The 17,602-nt window shown below is 70.5% G+C and carries 16 protein-coding genes and 1 pseudogene; 5 read left to right on the top strand and 12 right to left on the bottom strand.

Annotation, left to right across the window (positions count from 1 at the left end; genetic code table 11):
• Positions 1-4: 4 nt before the first annotated feature.
• From E0L93_RS08960 to E0L93_RS08935, 6 genes are all read right to left on the bottom strand, one after another.
• Complete coding sequence (locus E0L93_RS08960) at positions 5-946, bottom strand: glycosyltransferase (protein WP_132691069.1); 942 nt, start codon at positions 944-946, stop codon at positions 5-7.
• Positions 943-1,977 (bottom strand): glycosyltransferase family 9 protein, encoded by a 1,035-nt coding sequence (locus E0L93_RS08955; protein ID WP_132691067.1) that lies wholly within the window; start codon positions 1,975-1,977, stop codon positions 943-945. Before E0L93_RS08955 ends, E0L93_RS08960 begins: the two co-directional genes overlap by 4 nt.
• Positions 1,974-3,500 (bottom strand): HAD-IIIA family hydrolase, encoded by a 1,527-nt coding sequence (locus E0L93_RS08950; protein ID WP_132691065.1) that lies wholly within the window; start codon positions 3,498-3,500, stop codon positions 1,974-1,976. The genes E0L93_RS08955 and E0L93_RS08950 overlap by 4 nt, the downstream gene beginning before the upstream one ends.
• A complete protein-coding gene (locus E0L93_RS08945; protein ID WP_132691063.1) occupies positions 3,497-5,143 on the bottom strand; it encodes a carbamoyltransferase family protein in 1,647 nt (548 codons plus the stop codon). Before E0L93_RS08945 ends, E0L93_RS08950 begins: the two co-directional genes overlap by 4 nt.
• A gap of 438 nt (positions 5,144-5,581) precedes the next feature.
• Positions 5,582-5,947 (bottom strand): DUF892 family protein, encoded by a 366-nt coding sequence (locus E0L93_RS08940; protein ID WP_165874269.1) that lies wholly within the window; start codon positions 5,945-5,947, stop codon positions 5,582-5,584.
• Between the two features lie 186 nt (positions 5,948-6,133).
• Positions 6,134-8,032 carry a glycoside hydrolase family 15 protein gene (locus E0L93_RS08935; RefSeq protein WP_132691059.1) on the bottom strand — a complete coding sequence of 633 codons (1,899 nt, stop codon included), beginning with the start codon at positions 8,030-8,032 and terminating at the stop codon, positions 6,134-6,136.
• A gap of 402 nt (positions 8,033-8,434) precedes the next feature.
• Here E0L93_RS08935 and E0L93_RS08930 point away from each other — a divergent pair, with 402 nt between their 5' ends.
• The 4 genes from E0L93_RS08930 (at position 8,435) to E0L93_RS08915 (ending at position 12,937) form a co-directional block, all read left to right on the top strand.
• Complete coding sequence (locus E0L93_RS08930; RefSeq protein ID WP_132691057.1) at positions 8,435-9,619, top strand: zinc-dependent alcohol dehydrogenase; 1,185 nt, start codon at positions 8,435-8,437, stop codon at positions 9,617-9,619.
• Positions 9,620-10,196: 577 nt separating this feature from the next.
• Complete coding sequence (locus tag E0L93_RS08925; RefSeq protein ID WP_132691055.1) at positions 10,197-11,411, top strand: D-arabinono-1,4-lactone oxidase; 1,215 nt, start codon at positions 10,197-10,199, stop codon at positions 11,409-11,411.
• 10 nt (positions 11,412-11,421) lie between these two features.
• On the top strand, positions 11,422-11,799 hold the full coding sequence (locus tag E0L93_RS08920) for a sensory rhodopsin transducer (RefSeq protein WP_132691053.1): 378 nt from the start codon (positions 11,422-11,424) through the stop codon (positions 11,797-11,799).
• Positions 11,800-11,821: 22 nt separating this feature from the next.
• On the top strand, positions 11,822-12,937 hold the full coding sequence (locus E0L93_RS08915) for an FUSC family protein (RefSeq protein ID WP_132691051.1): 1,116 nt from the start codon (positions 11,822-11,824) through the stop codon (positions 12,935-12,937).
• A gap of 1 nt (position 12,938) precedes the next feature.
• Here E0L93_RS08915 and E0L93_RS16455 read toward each other — a convergent pair whose 3' ends face one another.
• The 5 genes from E0L93_RS16455 to E0L93_RS08895 form a co-directional block, all read right to left on the bottom strand.
• Positions 12,939-13,073, bottom strand: a complete 135-nt coding sequence (locus E0L93_RS16455) for a hypothetical protein (RefSeq protein WP_279387468.1) — start codon at positions 13,071-13,073, stop codon at positions 12,939-12,941.
• The gene (locus tag E0L93_RS08910; protein ID WP_165874268.1) at positions 13,060-13,662 is read right to left on the bottom strand and encodes a uracil-DNA glycosylase; all 603 of its coding nucleotides are present in this window, start codon (positions 13,660-13,662) and stop codon (positions 13,060-13,062) included. Before E0L93_RS08910 ends, E0L93_RS16455 begins: the two co-directional genes overlap by 14 nt.
• 145 nt (positions 13,663-13,807) lie before the next feature.
• On the bottom strand, positions 13,808-14,119 hold the full coding sequence (locus E0L93_RS08905) for a hypothetical protein (protein WP_132691047.1): 312 nt from the start codon (positions 14,117-14,119) through the stop codon (positions 13,808-13,810).
• Positions 14,116-14,616, bottom strand: a complete 501-nt coding sequence (locus tag E0L93_RS08900; protein ID WP_132691045.1) for a DUF1360 domain-containing protein — start codon at positions 14,614-14,616, stop codon at positions 14,116-14,118. The genes E0L93_RS08905 and E0L93_RS08900 overlap by 4 nt, the downstream gene beginning before the upstream one ends.
• Before the next feature lie 31 nt (positions 14,617-14,647).
• Entirely contained in the window at positions 14,648-15,640 is a 993-nt protein-coding gene (locus E0L93_RS08895; protein WP_132691043.1) for an SDR family oxidoreductase, read from the bottom strand.
• Between the two features lie 137 nt (positions 15,641-15,777).
• Here E0L93_RS08895 and E0L93_RS08890 point away from each other — a divergent pair, with 137 nt between their 5' ends.
• Positions 15,778-16,830, top strand: coding sequence for an NAD-dependent epimerase/dehydratase family protein (locus E0L93_RS08890; RefSeq protein WP_132691041.1), 1,053 nt, complete (start codon positions 15,778-15,780; stop codon positions 16,828-16,830).
• Positions 16,831-16,990: 160 nt separating this feature from the next.
• Here the strand turns inward: E0L93_RS08890 and E0L93_RS16300 are convergent.
• Positions 16,991-17,389, bottom strand: a pseudogene (locus E0L93_RS16300) (DUF2267 domain-containing protein).
• Positions 17,390-17,602: the final 213 nt, after the last annotated feature.

The following is a 17,602-nucleotide window of genomic DNA, read 5'->3' as shown; positions in this document are numbered from 1 at the left end:
CGGCTCAGATCACCTTCCTTCTCGAGACGGCTTCTTCCAGCACCCGGTCCCAGTCGGCCAGGAACCGCGCGAGGCCGTAGCGCTCCAGGGCGGCCTCCCGCGCGGCCCTGCCGGCCGCGCGGGCCGCATCCGGGTCCTCCAGATAGCGGCGCAGAGCGCTCCGCAGATCATCCATCCGGTTGGTGACGACCCCCGCGCCGGGCGGGACGGCCTCCGGGACCTCGGTCGTGGAGAGGGCCACGACGGGCATCCCCAGGTGCATCGCCTCCAGCAGGGAGAGCCCGAGTGAGGTCCACCGGACCGGGTGCAGGTAGACCCTCCTGCGGGCCATCTCCCGGTGCAGCACCTCCTGCGGCGGGTTCTCGATCCCGCCCAGCGTCCCGGCGTCTATCCCGAAGAGGTCGAAGGGGACCTCCAGGCGGGAGATCAGGTCCGTCCCTGTGACCCGCCACCGCCGGCGTGCCTCGTTGATGGCGACCGCGGCGCGCGGCAGCTCGCCGGTGTAGCGGTATCCGGGGTCCACGATGCCGTGCTCCACGACCCGTGCCGGGGTGTCCCCGGCGTCCCAGAAGAGGGCGTTGAAGTGTGTGACGTGCACCAGCGTGAGCTCCGGCCGGCCGGCTGCCGGGTGGCGCATCTCGTTGATGCGTCCCTGCGGGGCGTTGTGCTCCACGTAGACGGCCGGGAGGTCCCGGCCGGGCCGGCGGCCGAGCCACCGCGCGGCCAGCTCTTCTTCGTGCGGCCGCTGCAGTATAACCACGTCCACCTCCGCCTCCCGGGCCTCCTCCGGTGTCACCTCCACCGCCGAGGCGGGCCAGGTGTAGGTCTCGGCCCGGCCCCGCCCGTCCGGCCCCCGGCCGGGCAGTACCGGGATCAGGTACTCGTGCCCGCCGTGGACGAAGCTCGTCGTCCAGGAGCCGTGCACGTGCCAGAGGAAGATCCTCACCCGGCCACCTCCTCCCTCACCCGCGCGAGGCGCTCGATGCTTTTGAGGACCTCCCCGGCGGTGACGCCCGAGAGGCACGGGTGGCCCTCCACCGGGCACCGGCGCGCCCGGCAGCCGGCGCACGGCACGTCGCGGTACAGCAGCGCGTGCGGCACGCGCCACGGCCGCCAGCGCACTGCCGGGACGGTCGGGGCGAAGAGCGAGACGACCGGCGTTCCCACCGCGGCCGCCAGGTGGGCCGGGCCGGTGTTCCCGACCGCGATCGCCGCGGCCCCCGCGATCACCTCGGCGAGCTCCGCGAGGGTGGTCCTCCCGCCCAGGTCCGCAACCTCCGGCCGCTCGGCGCCCGCCACCCGCGCGGTGAGCTCCCGCTCGCCCGGAGCGCCGGTCACGGCGACCCGCCAGCCCCGCTGCACGAGCTCGTCCACCAGCTCTGCGTGGCGCGCGGGCGGCCAGGCGCGGGCCGGGACGGAGACGCCGGGGTGCACGACTACGTACGGCTCGCTGCCGAAGGGGAGCGGGTGGCCGCGGGCCGGGCGGCGGACCGCCAGCCGCCCGGAGTCTCCGGGCGGGAGCCGGTAGCCCGCGCTCTCTGCGAGCGAGAGCGAGCGCTCCACCTCGTGCACGCTGTCGGAGATGCGGTGCCGCACGTCGAGCAGCGAGCCCGGGTAGTCTACGCTGGTCGCGGCGAGGTAGGGGACTCCGGCGAGGCGCAGCAGGAGTGCCAGCGGGAGCGGGCTCTGGTGAAACGAGGTGAAGATGATCCCCCGGTCCGCGCCGAGACCGGAGATCCGGTCCACCAGGGACAGGGTCTCCTCCCGGTCCAGGGGGCAGGGCTCGAAGGCCACCCAGGGGGCGTCGTAGACGATGACCTCGTCCACCCCCGGCAGCAGTTCGGCAGCGGCCCGGCCCTGCGGGCCGCAGAGCATCGTGACCCTCTCCGAAGCGGCGGCCACGGCCCGGATCGCCGGTCCCTGCAGCAGGACGTCGCCCGCGTTGTCCAGCCGGCAGACGAGGGCGTGCCCGCTCATCGCGCGCTCCCGTTCAGGAGCAGCTCCACGGCGGAGCGCAGGTCCGGCGCGACCTCCGGAGCCGCGCGCACCTCCTCGGGCCGGGTGCGGCCGGTGGGGACGAGCACGGCCCGGGCCCCGGCGGCCCGGGCGGCCTCCACGTCGGAGCCGATGTCTCCGACCACGGCGCAGCGGCCCGGTTCCACGCCGAGGTCTTCTGTGGCCTGCAGGATCATGGCCGGAGCCGGCTTGCGGCAGGCGCACCGGTCCTCCGGAGCGTGCGGGCAGACGGCCCACGCCTCGAAGGGGCCGAGCAGCTCCTCGACGCGGCGGTTGACGGCGGCGACCTGCTCCCGGCTCAGCAGCCGGCGCCCGATCCCGCTCTGGTTGGTGACTACCCCGAGCCGCACGCCGGCGCTCCGCAATCTCTCCAGCGCCTCCCGGGCTCCTGGCATGGGGATAACGCGGGCGGGGTCCCCGTTGTACGGGACGTCTACGATTAGGGTGCCGTCCCGGTCGAAGAGGACGGCCCGCGGGGGGCCGCCGTTCGGGAGCGGGGCCCGCCCGGCGTCCCCGAGCAGCGCCGGCAGGCGGGCCAGGCCCCACAGCCACCACAGCGCGGCGGCCGGCGGGATCAGGGCGCTGCTCAGCAGCACCGCCATTACCTCCGGCAGGGTGCGGGGGCCGGGGGCGATGCGCCGGGCGGCGAACTCGGCCGTGGCGGCCAGCCAGCCGGCGGCGCCCAGGAGGCCGAGCTTCCGGCGGTTGGCGAGAGCCCCGGCGATCCCCAGAAAACCGAGGGCCGTGGTGAGCAGGTGCATCTTCCGGCGGCCTTTTGGGGCTCCGGCCCGCTCCCGCCACCCGGAGCCGTGCAGCGCCCACATGAGCGCGTCGTCGGCGTTGCCGGCCTGCAGGCGGACGCTCGCCAGCGGGCCGGCCGGGCGCACGGGATGATCCACGATCCGCTCCCCGCGCACGATGCGGTAGCCCCGGCGCGTGACGCGCAGGCCCAGATCGGCGTCCTCCCGGTAGGCGCGGGGGAAGCGCTCGTCGAAGCCGCCGACCTCCTCCAGCACGGCCCGGCGGTAGGCGATGTTCGCCGTGATCCAGGCCGCCCCTTCGAGGCCGGAGACGTTGCGCTCCCAATCGGTGGGGGGCCTGTTCTCCGGCAGCGGGACCCGGACGCGGCCCTGGCTGGCGGCGACCTCGGGGCCGAGGTCCTGAATGTCCCGGGCGAGCCGGGCCGCCCAGTCGGGGTGCGGGATGACGTCGTCGTCCAGGAAGGCGATCCAGTCCGCCCCCGACGCCCGCCAACCGGCGTTGCGCGCGGCGGCGGGACCGCGCGCGGGGCCGCGGATCACCTCGACCCGCTCGCGCAGCTTTCGCGGGGGCCGGGGGAGTGGACCGGAGGTCCGCTTCCGGTCGTCCACGACGAGGATGCGGCCGGGGGGCTGCTCGCTCCCGGCTGCGAGCGCCCGGAGGAGCTCCCGCAGCTGCGGGCGGCCGCAGGTGGGTATGACGATGTCTGCCGCCGGAGCGCTCAACCGGTGCCTCCGGCGAAGCTCGCCCGGCGCACCAGGAAGGGGCCGAGGGCCAGGGCGTCTACCGGGGCGGAGCCGAAGCACTCCAGGGCGTCGCGCGGGTCGTCCACCATCGGGCGTCCGGCGGTGTTCAGGCTCGTGTTGATGACGACCGGCAGGCCCGTGCGGCGCTCGAAGGCCTCCAGCATGCGGGCGACCAGGGGCTCGTCCCGGCGGTCCACGGTCTGGATGCGGGCCGTGCCGTCCACGTGCACGACGGCCAGGATGCGCTCCCGCCAGTCCTTGCGCACCCGGTGGGTGAAGAGCATGTACGGGCTCGGCAGCGGGCCGGCGAAGATCCCGGCCGCCCGCTCGGCCAGCACCATAGGCGCTACGGGCCGGAACTGCTCCCGGCCCTTGATGTCGTTCATGCGCTCCAGGTTCTCCGGACGGGCCGGGTTGGCGAGCAGGCTCCGGTGTCCCAGAGCCCGCGGGCCCCACTCGCTGCGGCCCTGAAACCAGGCGACCACACCGTCGCTTGCGAGTATCCCGGCGACGGCCTCAGCTATATCCGCGGGGCGCTCGTAGTTCAGCTTCGCCCGCCGGAGCCAGCCTTCGAGCTCGGCGTCGGACCACTCGCGGCCCAGGGCCGCGGACCGCATCGGCCGGATGCGGTCTCCGAGCTCGCGCGCCAGGTACAGGGCGGCTCCGAGCGCCGTTCCGGCGTCTCCGGCGGCGGGCTGCACCCAGATGCGCTCGAAGGGGCCTTCCTCGGCGAGCCGGGAGTTGGCGACGCAGTTGAGGGCGACGCCGCCAGCCATGGTCAGGTCCCGGTCGCCGGTCTGCTCGTGCAGCCAGCGGATCAGGTCCAGCAGCACCTCCTCCAGGCGGCGCTGGACGCTCGCGGCCAGGTCGGCGTGCTCCCGGGTCCACTCCTCGTCCGCGGTGCGGCGCGGAGCGAACTCCTCCCACCGGATCTCACCCATCCGGAAGCCGCCGTCTCCGGTGGTGCGGACCAGGTTCCGCAAGGCCGGCAGGTGGCGCGGCTCGCCGTAGGAGGCCATGGCCATCACCTTGTACTCGTCTGAAGAGCGCCTGAAGCCCAGGTGGGCCGTAAGCTCCTCGTACATAAGGCCTAAAGAGTGGGGGAGCCGCTGGCTGGCCAGGACTTCCAGATTCCCCTCCACGACCCGGCCGGCCAGGTGGGTGGCCCGCTCGCCGCGCCCGTCTATTACCAGTACGCTGGAGGAGGGGGTCGGGGCGGAGAGGTAGGCCGAGGCCGCGTGAGCGACGTGGTGCGGGACGAAACGGACCCGGCCCGGGTCCAGGCCCGGCAGCGCGGCGCGCAGGAAGAGGGGCGCGCGCCGGGCGTAGAGCGTGCGCAGCGGCTCCCAGTTGTCTGCGGTGATGTCCCCGGCGACCGGCGGTGCGAGCTTCGGGTCGTAGGAGTAGGCCACGGCGTCGAGCTCGGCCGGGGAGAGGCCGGCGCGCTCCAGGCACCAGGCGGCCGCGCGTTCGGGCAGCTCCCAGGCAGCGAAGGGGACCGGGGGTTTGCCGTGCTTGCGCCGGCTGAAGCGCTCCTCTTCGGCGGCGGCGACTATCTCGCCGTCCATAACCAGGGCGGCGGCCGGGTCGTGAAAGACGGCGTTGATCCCGAGTATGCGCATGTTGCCGGGATACTCGTCCGTCTAGTTAGCTAAGAACACCCCGGGGGCTGTGCCTGCCGGGGCGAGTCCTTTTGCGTTGCCTCCGATCAGATGAGCGGCTCTCATCATCTATGTCCCCTCTGGCGATCTACTCTCTCTGACTGGAAGCGCTTCTTACCCCTCCTGCAGAGAAGCGAAACACATTACTCTCCCGCCGGGCCGGGGAGCCTATCAGACTTCGAACGTCACGTACGGCTTCGGGCTGACCGCGCGCCGGAGGACCGGGAGGCTCACGGTGTATCGTGGTTGCCACGCCTCGGCGTTCCGCGCCGGGGCGGAGCGACTGCACGGGATCTGCCTCCCGGGGGTCCGGACGCCGCTCTCTGTCGTCGCTCATAGTGCTTCCTCTCTCTGGTGAGATCCGGCCCGCTTGTACCGGGTCCTGGCAGCCTCCGCCTTCTATTCCTGCCTCTTTTGACGTGAGGTTCGGGAACCTCTGTCCCAGTCGGCGGCTATCTTGCGCGCCATCTCCTCCTCTTCGGCGCGGTTAGTGCGCGCGACTTCGGCCGTCTCCGTGTCTCCGGCCCGGTTGGCGAGGCGCTCCAGCAGTTCGCAGGAAGCTATCTCCATGTGTTCCGTTACGTAGCCGTCTCTTGCGTTCTTGCCCGGCTTGTCGGTGCGGAGCCGGTCTGCTGCGCCCTTGAGCAGCGCGCTGCCGATGGTCTGAGCCTCCTTACGGGCCGGAGTGTCGGCTCCGAGAGCCTCCAGACGCTCGTGCAGCCGGCTCTCCTGGCGCTGGGTCTCCGTCCTGTGGTGCTGGTGCACGGGCTGGCCGACTCTCAGGCGGCCTGGCTGTAGGGGCCGACGGTCAACAAGGAGCCCTCGGCGGAACTGCTGGAGCGCCACCTGGATGAGTCGGAGTCCTACGATGAGATCGCCACCTTCGCCCGCTACAACCCGGACCTCAAGCGCAGGATACCGGCCCGCTACCCCTCGAACGGCTCGACGACTTCATCGAGGAGCGCGGCGGCCGCTACGCTGTGAAGTGGAGCTAGCCCCGCTCTCCGCGGACCGCTCGGCGGCCCAGGCGTGCAGGGCTTCCCGGTTCCCGGCCGCGTCCAGGTTCATGGCCGCCTCGATGAGGGCCAGGTGGGTGAAGGCCTGGGGGTAGTTGCCCAAAGCTTCGCCATCCGGCGAGAGCTCCTCCGAAAAGAGACCCAGCGGGCTTGCGTGTTCCAGCAGCCACTCGAACCGGCGCCTGGCCTCCTCGACGCGGCCGGCGAGCACCAGTGCCGAGACGAGGTCGAACGAGCACATCAGGAAGGCTCCCTCGTGGCCCGGAACCCCGTCGTCTACCCGGGTGGTGTCGTAGCGGTAGAGGAGCGCCTCGCCCGCGCCGAGCTCTTCGATCAGCCGGTCGATCGTTGAGATCATCCGCGGGTCGTCTCCCGGCAGGAACCCCATCAGCGGGGCGTGAAGCACCGCCGCATCCAGCGGCCGCTCCCCGTAGACCTGCGTGAAAGCTCCCCGCTCTTTATCGTAGCCGCGTTCAAGGACGTCCCGGTAGACTTCCTCCCGGGCCCTGCGCCAGCGTTCGAGCGGCGCCTCGGTGTCCTCCAGCATCTCCGCCAGCCGGATGCCGCGGTCCAGGCAGACCCAGGCCATCATCTTCGAGTAGGTGTGCTGGCGTTTTTCGACCCGGATCTCCCACACGCCGTGGTCGGGCTCCCGCCAGCGCTCGCAGACCAGATCCACGAGCCGCTGCAGGACGGGCCAGTGCTCTGGAGCAAGGTCTCCGGTCAGCTCCCGGTAGACGAAGGCGGCGTCGAGGACGTGGCCGTAGGTGTCGAGCTGTACTTGCTCGTAGGCCTCGTTGCCGGTACGCACGGGGCGCGAGCTGGCGTAGCCCTCCAGGTGGTCCAGCGTCCGCTCCTCGCTCTCCGGCTCACCGCCGATGCCGGCCATCGGGGCGAGCCGGTCGCGGCGTACGGTGCACTGCGAGAGGAGGAAGTCCATGTAGCGGCGGCCCTCCTCTTCATAGCCCAGGCGGAAGAGGGCCAGAACCAGGAGCGACGCGTCACGGTGCCAGGTGAAGCGGTAGTCCCAGTTGCGCTCGCCGCCGAGCTCCTCGGGCAGTGAGGTGGTGGGCGCCGCAACCAGAGCCCCGGTCTCGTCGAAGGCCAGCCCGCGCAGCACCAGCGCGCTGCGCACGACCGCCTCGCGCGCCACCCCGTCATAGCGGCAGTGCCCGGCCCACTCCTGCCACGCCCGGCACGTCTGCTCCAGCAGGCTCCCGGCGGCATCCGCGTCCACGGAGCGGGGAGGCTCGCCGGCGTAGCCGAGGGCGAAGGCGGCCGCCTCGCCCTCGCGCAGCTCGGCCTCTGCCGAGAGCCGGCTTCCCTCAAGCTCCAGCGGAGCATCGCTAGAGACCCAGAGCTCCGGGTCCGCGGCCCGCCACAAGTTTCGATCCCTTCTCTGCCACTCGATCTCCTCCGCTCCATAGCCGGGGCGGGCGTCGATCCCAGCCCGCACGCGCACCGAGCCCGACTCGCAGCGCACCAGCCGGACGAGGATGTGCCCGGCCGCCAGCTCGTCGCCGGCTACCCGGCGCACCGCGAGGAAGTCGAACGCCACGGCCGCTCCCGTCCGGCCCTCGAAGCGGCTCTCGAGCACCAGGGTGTCGCCGAGGTAGCGCTGCGCGGGACGGTCTGCGCCCTCCACGCTCAGTTCGAAGGCTCCGCCGCGCTCGCGGTCGAGCATGCGGGCGAAGATGCTCGGAGCGTCAAAGCGCGGCACACAGAACCACTCTACCGCTGCGTCCGGCCCGACGAGCGCGGCGGTGTGCGTGTCCGAGAGGAAACCGTAGGAGGAGATGGGCGGGTAGCGCCGGCGCGGTTCGCCGGCGCTCATTCCGCAGGCTCCGGGGAGTACGGGGGAGCCTCTCCGCCGGACTTCTCGGTAGGGTGCCGCCGGGGCGACGGCTCGCTTCCCCGGCCACGGTTGAAGATGGGTTTCATCGAGATCCTCCGCTTCCAGGACTGCTCGTACAGCTTCAGAATACCCTCCGGTAGCTTCCGTTCCCTGCCGGTTGAGGTTTCAAACGGAGGCGGAGAAGCCGCCCGGCACTCCACCCGCGCCGGGGCTGCCGCCGAGACTCCGGGCAGGAGCGCTGGGTACTGCCGTCTCGGGCGAGGGAGAAGCGCGGGAGTTCCGAACGGGAGAACGAGACGAAGCTCGGAGCAAGCCAGGGTTTACAGTGCCCCGGGCGCCGGGTAGATCACGGGCAGGCTCACCCGACCTCTGGAGGAGACGATGAAAGCAGTAGCGTGGCACGGCAAGGAGGACGTGCGGGTAGATACGGTGCCCGATCCGGCCATCCAGGAACCCACCGACGCCATAGTCAGGATCACCTCCACGGCCATCTGCGGCTCGGACCTGCACCTCTACGGGGTGCTCGGCATGTGGATCGAGGAGGGCGACGTTCTCGGGCACGAGCCGATGGGCATCGTCGAGGAGGTAGGATCTGAGGTAGAGTACATCTCCCCCGGCGACCGGGTGGTGATACCGTTCAACATCTCCTGCGGGCACTGTTTCATGTGCGACCGCGCTCTGTACGCCCAGTGCGAGACGACACAGGTTAGGGAGTACGGCAAGGGCGCGGCCCTCTTCGGCTACACCAAGCTCTACGGACAGGTGCCGGGCGGGCAGGCGGAGTACCTGCGGGTGCCTCAGGCGCACTTCGGTCCGATAAAGGTGCCGGAGGGACCGCCGGACGAGCGCTTTCTCTACCTCTCCGACATCCTGCCGACCGCCTGGCAGGCGGTAGAGTTCGCCGACATCCCCGAGGGCGGGAGCGTGGCGGTCTACGGGCTGGGACCGGTCGGGCAGTTCTGCACCCGCGTTGCGCGGCACCGGGGTGCAGAGAGGGTGTTCGGCGTAGACCTGGTTCCGGAGAGGCTGGAGATGGCGCGCCGCCACGGTGTGGAGGTGCTGGACTACAACGACTACGACAACGTCGCGGATGCCATCAAGGAGCTCACCGGCGGGCGCGGGCCGGACTCGGTGATCGACGCGGTCGGCATGGAGGCCCACGGCGCCCCGTTCGGAGAGCTCGCCCAGAAGGCCGCCGGGATGCTGCCGGACCAGGTAGCCGCCTCTCTGATCGAGCGGACGGGGGTGGACCGGCTCTCGGCCCTCTACCAGTCGATAGAGACGGTGCGCCGGGGCGGGACCGTCTCTATCATCGGGGTCTACGGAGGGCAGGCCGACCCCTTCCCGATGATGGACCTCTTCGACAAGGGCGTGCAGATCCGCATGGGCCAGGCGCACGTCAAGCGGTGGGTGGACGACATCCTGCCGCTGCTCACCGGCGAGGACGACCCCTTGGGAGTGGAGGATCTTGCCACCCACAAGCTGCCGCTCGATGAGGCCCCGCGCGGCTACGAGATGTTCCAGAAGAAAGAGGACGGCTGTATCAAGGTCGTCCTGAAGCCGTAGAGGAGGCTGTCTGGTATCGCGGGGAGGTGGAGCGGCGCTTCAGCGGGGTGACCTTCTCTCATGCGGCTGGCGCTCCGGTGGTTTTAGGGCCACCGTCTGTGGAGCGGTTGCCCGACGACACCGTTTTATAGACGATATCCAGAACCGGATGCAATTGTATTCCCTCCTTTTCACCTCCGGAGGTGAACTTTGCAGACATGAGCCTCCGGTGTGGCGTCCTGGAGAGTTTGCCGGTGGAGCGCTGCGGGTAGAAGAATCCAAACACGCGAGGGAGAGATCCCGGAGAGACCCGGTCCTCACGGGGCCGGACGGGGGCCTAAGCAGCGTTTACAGAACAAGGGAATAGATGTGTGCGGGTGGAGGCTGTCAGAGGCGGCCTCCGCTGCCTTTATTGCCGTCCTTTGCCCCGGAGTCTGGTGGCGATCTTCACAGGAGGTGGTGCGAGGTTGCGGATGGGCAGGCGCGGGCCGGATTGTCGGAGAGGGAGTGGCGGGTCCCGGGTTTCGTTGCCAGCGTCGTGGGGCTTGTTATCGGCTTCTTCGTGCAGGAAACTTCCGGAGGAAGGAGGGCAAGAGCCATGCGGCAAGAAGAGCGCAAAGAGTGGGTGAACTGGTCCGGCAGCCTCAGGTTCACCCCCGGGGTTGTGGAGGAGCCGGAGAGTGAGGAGGAGCTCTGCGAGCTCATCCGGCGGGCGGCGGAGGAGGGGCGCACGGTGCGTCCGGTCGGCGAGGGGCACTCATCGACCCCGATCGTGGCCACCGGCGATATACTCGTCTCGCTCCGGAGGATCACGGGCCTGGTCTCGCATGATGAGGAGGCGCGGGAGGCCACCCTGCGGGCCGGCACCGGGCTGCAGGATGTCGGGCCCGCTCTGCACGAGGTCGGGCTGGCGCTGGAGAACTACGGTGACGTGGACTTCCAGGCTCTCGCGGGGGTCGTAGGTACGGGGACGCACGGGACGGGTAAGGATCTCGGCAACTTCTCCAGCATGGTGGCGGGTTTCCGCATGGTCACCGCCTCCGGCGACGTCGTGGAGGTCGGCGAGGACGATCCCGGCGTGTTGAACGCCGCGCGGGTCTCTCTGGGCGCGCTCGGCATCTTCACCGAGCTCAGGCTGCGTCTGGTACCGGCATTTAGGCTGAGGCGCCGCGAGTGGTGCGTGCACGTGGAGGACTGCCTGGCGAACCTGGACCGGCTCATCGAGGAGAACCGCAACTTCGACTTTTACTGGCACCCCCGGCGCGACGAAGCGCAGATCCGGGTCATGAACCCGCCCGGCGAGGAGCCCGAGGAGCTCTTCCGGGAGCTGCAGCCCGCCGGCGGGCTGCGCAAGGATGAGGAGGGCTGGAGCTTCGAGGTCATCCCGGAGCAGCGCGACCTGAAGTTCGACGAGATGCAGTACATGATCCCCGCCGGGGCCTTCCGCGATTGTTTTCAGGAGGTGCGCGAACGCATCAAGGAGCGCCACCGCCAGTATGTGGGCTGGCGCGTGCTCTGCCGCACGGTTGCTGCAGACGACGGCTTCCTGAGCCCCTTCTACGGACGCGACACGATGACGATAGCGCTCTTGCAGAACAACACCCTGCCCCATGAGGAGTACTTCGCGGACATGGAGCCGATCCTGCGCTCCTACGAGGGCCGCCCGCACTGGGGCAAGAAGCACACGCTGAAGGCCGACGATCTGAGGCCTCTCTACCCCATGTGGGACCGGTTTCAGGAGGTTCGCGAACGCCTTGACCCTGAAGGGCTCTTCCTCAACGATTACCTGCGCGAGATCCTGATCGGCGAGTGAGGAGGCAGCGATGAGAGAAGTAGGAAGCAGGGTCTGGGCGGTGCCCGCGGGGCGCATCCCGCCGCACACCACCGGGCCCGAGCCCGAGTTCACCAGCCGCGACGAGCTGTGCATCCTCAACGCCACCGGCGAGGAGGCCAGCCTGCAGATAACCATCTTCTACACGGACCGCGATCCCGTCGGGCCGTACACCCTGACGGTCGGGGCGCGCCGGGTCCGGCACGTGCGGTTCAACGACCTGATAGACCCCGAGGCGATACCCATGGCCACCGATTACGCGGCCCTCATCGAGTCGAGTGTGCCCATAGTAGTGCAGCACGTCCGCCTCGACTCCCGAAGGGCCGAGGATTCCATGTTCGGCTCTCTCGGATTCGCGGGCGAGGGCTGAGGCGGCCGGGGTACGGGGCTGCGTGAGTCTCGGGAGGTTCTCGGGCGGGGTCCGGCGCCGTCTCTCTGCCGGAGTGGACCGCCTCCGGGCCAGCGGCTGGCTGGTGATCCAGGCCACTCTGGCGGCCAGCGCCGCGTACTTCCTGGCCGTCTTCCTGCTCGGTCACGAGCGGCCGTTCTTCGCCCCGATAGCCGCGGTCGTCACGCTGAGCGTGACGCTCGGCCGGCGCGGGCGGCGGGCCGTGGAGATAGCGTTCGGGGTGGCGGTGGGACTCATGGTGGCCGACCTGATCGTACTGGCCATCGGCACGGGGGCGGCCCAGATCGGGCTCGTGGTGCTGCTGGCGATGGCCGCGGCGGTCTTCGTGGGGGGCGGTCCTTTGCTGGTGAACCAGGCGGCCATCTCGGCGCTCCTGGTGGTGGTGCTGGAGAATCCTGAGGACGGGCTTGCGTTCGACCGCTTCTTCGACGCCCTGGTGGGCGGCGGGGTGGCTCTGGCCGTCAACTACCTGTTCCCCGTGAACCCGGAGCGCCTGGTGGAGCGGGCGGCGCGCCCCGTCTTCGACGAGCTCGGGGCCGTGCTGGAGGAGGTGGCGGCGGCGCTGGAGAGCAGCGACCGCGAGCGGGCCGAGCAGGCGCTCGCGCGGGCCCGGAGGATCGACGAGCGGGTCAGGAACTTCGGCGAGGCGCTGGCCGCAGGGCATGACACGGCCCGGATCTCACCCACCCGCCGCCGGGCGCTCCGGCACCTCGAACTCTACGCGACCGCAGGTTCCAGGATAGACCTGACCGTCATAAACGGGCGCGTGCTGGCCCGCGGCGCGGCCAACGCCGTCCGGCGGGGGGAGCGGGTCCCCTCCGTTGTGCCGGAGGCGGTGCGGGACCTGGCCCGGGCGGTGACCGCGCTGGCCGCTTATCTGGAGGAGACCGAGGGGCCGGCCGAGGCCCGCCGCTACGCCCTGAAGGCCGCCCGGGGAGCCTCCCGCGCGCTCAAGGAGCCCCACAACCTCGCGGTCAGCGTGCTGGTGGGGCACGTACGGTCGGCCGCAGTGGACATTCTCAGGAGCACCGGGATGGACCAGAGCGCATCCGTGCAGGCGGTGGAGGAGGCCGCCGGCCGGGCGACGGAGATCGGGTGACCTACCGGCGCAGGAGGAGCGGCCTTGCGGCCAGAAGGGAGAGGGAGTGCAGGGTCTGGTCCACGGCGACCGGCAGCGGGTCCATACCCAGAGGGAGAGTTCTCGGACGTACCGGGCCGGCCTCACTCCAGCTCATGTAGCTCCGGCTCCTCTTCGAGCGCCCGCCGGGCGGCCGCCAGGTCTTCCAGCACGAGCCGGCGCACGCGCCGGTAGTCCTCGCCCTCCTGGCGGAGCAGGTAGGCCGGATGGAAGGTGGCGACCGCCGGGGTGCCGGTTACCGAGCGGAAGAGAGTGCCCCGGTGCTTCGTCATCGCGAAGCTCTTGCCGACGAGCGCCCGGGCCGGGGTGTTGCCGAGCAGGATCAGCACCTCGGGCTCTATGAGTTCGAGCTCCTTCAGCAGCGCCTCCATGCCCTCCCGGATCTCGCCCACCCGCGGCGGGCGGTTGCTGGTGCGGCCGCCCTTCTCGCGCGTCGGCCGGATCTTGACCACGTTGGTGATATAGACCTCCTCGCGCTCGATGCCGGACTGCGCGAGCAGCTCGTCCAGCAGCTTCCCGGCCCGGCCCACGAACGGCCGGCCCTGCCGGACCTCGTTGTATCCCGGAGCCTCTCCGACGATGGCTACCCGGGCGTCCGGTGATCCCTCCCCGAAGACGGCCTCCGGTCCCAACCGCTTCAGGGTATCCTGCCTGAGCTTCTCCCAGCTCGCGACTCTCTTCTCCACGCTCTCACGCTCCTCTCGTGTCCCGGGGATGCCTGTGCGGGCGAACCCTTCGGCGATCTTCCGTTCCCCGCACGGGTTGCTCCGAAACGCCCGCTCCGCGGGAGAGATTCTGGCCGTAGCCGGTGTCCACCGGCGAGATCCCGCTTTACGCCTGCCGGACCAGCCGGAACCTTCCGAGCTCCCGCCCGAACAGCGTCGAGCGGCCGAGCCAGGAGCCGTCCGGCTGCGGGCGCAGCTCATCGACCAGCGGCGAGAACGGAGGGCGATAGACGAGGGCGACGCGGTCCCCGCGCCGCTCGACCCGGAAGGGCCAGACGGGCAAGGGGCCGAGCCTGGTCTCGCCCCGGTCGCCGCGGATGCGCTTGCCGACGCCGGCCATCGGCGGCAGCGCTCCGCTCAGGCGCTCGACCCGCCAGTCGCCTTCGAGGGAAGGGATGTTCGTCCGGGAACCGCTCAAGACCGCTTGACGAGGGCCTGGTAGAGCTGGTGCAGGTGGTCGGTGATCGCCAGGATCGCGAAGATCGAGGCAAAGAGCCGCGTCGCCGCCGGGAAGAAGAGGAGCCCGTAGGTGAGGAGGGCCGCGATCCACTGCCCGAAGCAGAAGTGGCAGGTGAGCAGCTCGCCGAGTGAGCGCCGGAGACCCCCGCCGCGGGGTTCCTCCCGCACATGGGTCGGGCTCTCTACCTCCCGGAGTTCGGTGAACGGCGCCCGGATCGGGCTGGTCACCACCTCGTTGGTCACCAGCCAGCTCAGCTTGTGTGTCGCAGCGGCCAGAAGCAGCATGTCCCGCAGCTCCATCCGCTCCGGGAGCGGGCGCCCGGAACGCTTCGCCGCCAGCAGCGCCAGAGCGAAGAGGAGGTTGAACACCCCCATGATCGCTGCGTAGGAGCTCAGCGGGACATCTTCCTCTGAGTACCCGCGGAAGGGCCGGGTGGGGCTCGGCTTCTCGCTCACGTTCTGCTCCTCCTGGTATCTCTCGCTTCTTTCATAACCGGCCCCGGAGAGCGTAGGCCAGTCCGGCCGCGCCCGCCGCACCGGCGAGCGCGAGCCATCGGCGGTTTCTGGTCAGCCAGAACTGCGGGCTCCACTCCCGCGACTCTTCGTCGAAGATGCCGTGAGCGCCCAGGTCTTTGTCCACCGGTTCGAACAGGTTGTCCGGCCGGTCGGGCGGGACGGGGTCTTCCGTCTGCTGCGCGTCGTAGCCCGTGCGGGCCAGGTAGCGGTCCCCGAGGCCGGGGAAGAGCTTGTTCCCGAGGATCGTCTTCACCGCGGGAGCGCCCACGTACACCTCCCGGCGGCGCTGCCCGGAGGCCCACACGATCGCCTCCGCCACGACCTCCGGCTGGTAGACGGGCGGGACCGGGCGCGGGTGGCGGGGCATCTTCGTGCGCGAGACGGAGAACTGCGGGGTGTTGACGGCCGGCAGCTGGACCATCGTGACGTGCACGCCGCTCCCGTCGTGCAGCAGCTCCGCTCTCAGCGACTCGGTGAAGCCCTGCACGGCGTGCTTCGCCCCGCAGTAGGCGGCCTGCAGCGGGATGCCGCGGTAGGCGAGGGCCGAGCCTACCTGCACGATCGTGCCGCGGTCGCGCGGTTTCATACGCCGCAGGGCTGCCATCGTCCCGTGCACCGTGCCCAGGTAGGTGACCTCGGTCGCCCGGAGGAACTCCTCCGGCTCCACCGCTTCCAGCGGCGCGAAGACGGTCGCCATCGCGTTGTTCACCCAGACATCTATGGGACCGAGCTCGTCCTCCACCCGCCGGGCTGCCTCCTCGACCGCCGCGGCGTCCGCGACGTCGGCCGGTACCGGCAGCGCCCGGCCGCCCAGGGCATCTACCTCTCCGGCGGCCCCTTCAAGCCCCCGCCGGCCCCGGGCGAGGAGCCCCACCCGGGCTCCCCGGCGGGCGAACTCTCTGGCCGTGGCCCGGCCGATCCCGGCCGAGGCTCCCGTTATCACGACGACCTGTCCGTTACTCATGGTCTCCTTCTTCCTGGGTCGTAAATGCCTCCTGCATCTCTTACCTACCTCTGTTATCTCCAGACGCCCGGCCCGGCAAACTCCCGGCCGAACGTCCTCAGGTTTCGGCTTCTCCCGGGAAGGGTAAGGGGAGCGGCATGCGGGTCGTTATAGTGGGAGCCACCGGGAACATCGGGACGAGCATCATCCGGGCGCTGGAGGATGAACCGGAGGTGGACTCCATCCTGGGCCTGGCCCGGCGGCTACCCGAGCAGGAGTTCCCGAAGACCGAGTTCGCCGCGGCGGATGTGGCGACGGACGATCTCACCCCGCACTTCCGGGGTGCCGATGCTGCGGTGCTGCTTGCCTGGCTGATACAGCCCTCCAGGGACCTGAACAAGCTCTGGATGGTCAACGTGGAGGGGACGATGCGGGCGGCGCGCGCCGCGAAGGAAGCGGGCGTGCCGGCGCTGGTGTACTCCTCTTCGGTCGGGGCGTATTCGCCCGGACCGAAGGACCGGCGGGTGGACGAGAGCTGGCCCCCGGGCGGCATACCGGGCTCGTACTACGCGGTGCACAAGGCAGAGGTGGAGCGGCGGCTGGACCGCTTCGAGCGGGAGGCTCCCGGCGTGCGGGTGGTGAGGATGCGCCCGGCGCTGGTGTTCAAGCGCGAGGCGGCGAGCGGGATAAGGCGGCTCTTCGCCGGGCCGTTTCTGCCGGGCCCGCTCCTGCGGCCGGAGCTGATCCCGGTCGTCCCCGCGATCGAGAACCTGAGGGGGCAGGTCGTGCACTCCTACGACGTAGGCGAAGCCTTCCGCCGGGCGATAGTGCGCGAGGTGCGGGGAGCGTTCAACCTGGCGGCCGAGCCGCCGGTGGACGCCATCGAGCTCGGGCGCGTCCTGAACGCGCGGCCGGTGCCGTTCCCTCCCTCGCTGGCGCGGGCGGCGGTACTTCTCTCCTGGAAGATGCGCCTGCAGCCCGTCTCGCCCGGCTGGCTGGAGATGGCCCTGAGCATACCCCTCATGGACACCTCGCGCGCGAGGGAGGAACTCGGCTGGACGCCACAGCGCAGCGCCGCCGACGCGATCCTGGACCTGCTGCAGGGCCTGCGGGAGGGAGCCGGACTAAAGACGCCACCGCTCTCCCCACACACCGGGGGCCCGTTCCGCATTCGGGAGATCCTGACCGGCGTAGGGAGGAGAGAGCCCTGAAGGTGCGCCGGCAGGGCGGCAGGCCTCGTTTACTCAGCCAGAACGCCCGTCTCGACCGGTGTGGCTCCCGGGGACGTCTCGACCATCTCACATGCGTAGCCTATGGCTGCAAGCCTCCTTCTCACAGCTTGGGAGCGTCGTGGTCTCCGGCAGCAGCTTCTCAGGTAGACATCTGGCCTTCGCTGCCGGCCTCGAAGAGGGGAGCGTACTCCTCAGGCAGCTGAGAGCGGATGTCCTCGATCTCGCCTCCCGTGACCGCGTCCTGGAGGATGTCTATCACGACACGGGCGTGATAGACCGCTTCAGGCTCGTCCACACCCTCGCGGGCGCTCACGCGCTTGAAGAACTCTTCGAGGGAGAACTTCTCCACCTCGCCGGTCTTCGGCTCCAGATATCCCTAAAGCTCCTGCGGGAGCTGAGAGGCCAGGTCGTGGGGCTCGCCGCCGGCCAGGCGCTCGCCCAGGGTCTCGAGCACCGCCCGGGTGGCGCGCTCGGCCTCCTCCCGGGAATCCAGGCGGCCGCGCTCGCGAACCTGCCCGATAAGCTCGTCGTATCTCATGGAATTCCTCCCTGCCGGGCTGATCTGCCTGCTCCAAAAACACTACCCCGTCGCCCGGGGCATCAAACAGGGTTTAGAGTGGGCGGGCGGGGGAGATAAACCGGGTATAAGGCCACACCGCTCCTGAATACATGACCGGTGGCGGGCATGCCTGAGGGCCGTCGGGCTCCCCCTCGATGGCCGGGGACGGAGCCCGCGGCGCGAAGAGCCTGA

Source organism: Rubrobacter taiwanensis, from assembly GCF_004337705.1.
GTDB lineage: Bacteria > Actinomycetota > Rubrobacteria > Rubrobacterales > Rubrobacteraceae > Rubrobacter_C > Rubrobacter_C taiwanensis.
This window is presented reverse-complemented; position numbering and strand designations above follow the sequence as displayed.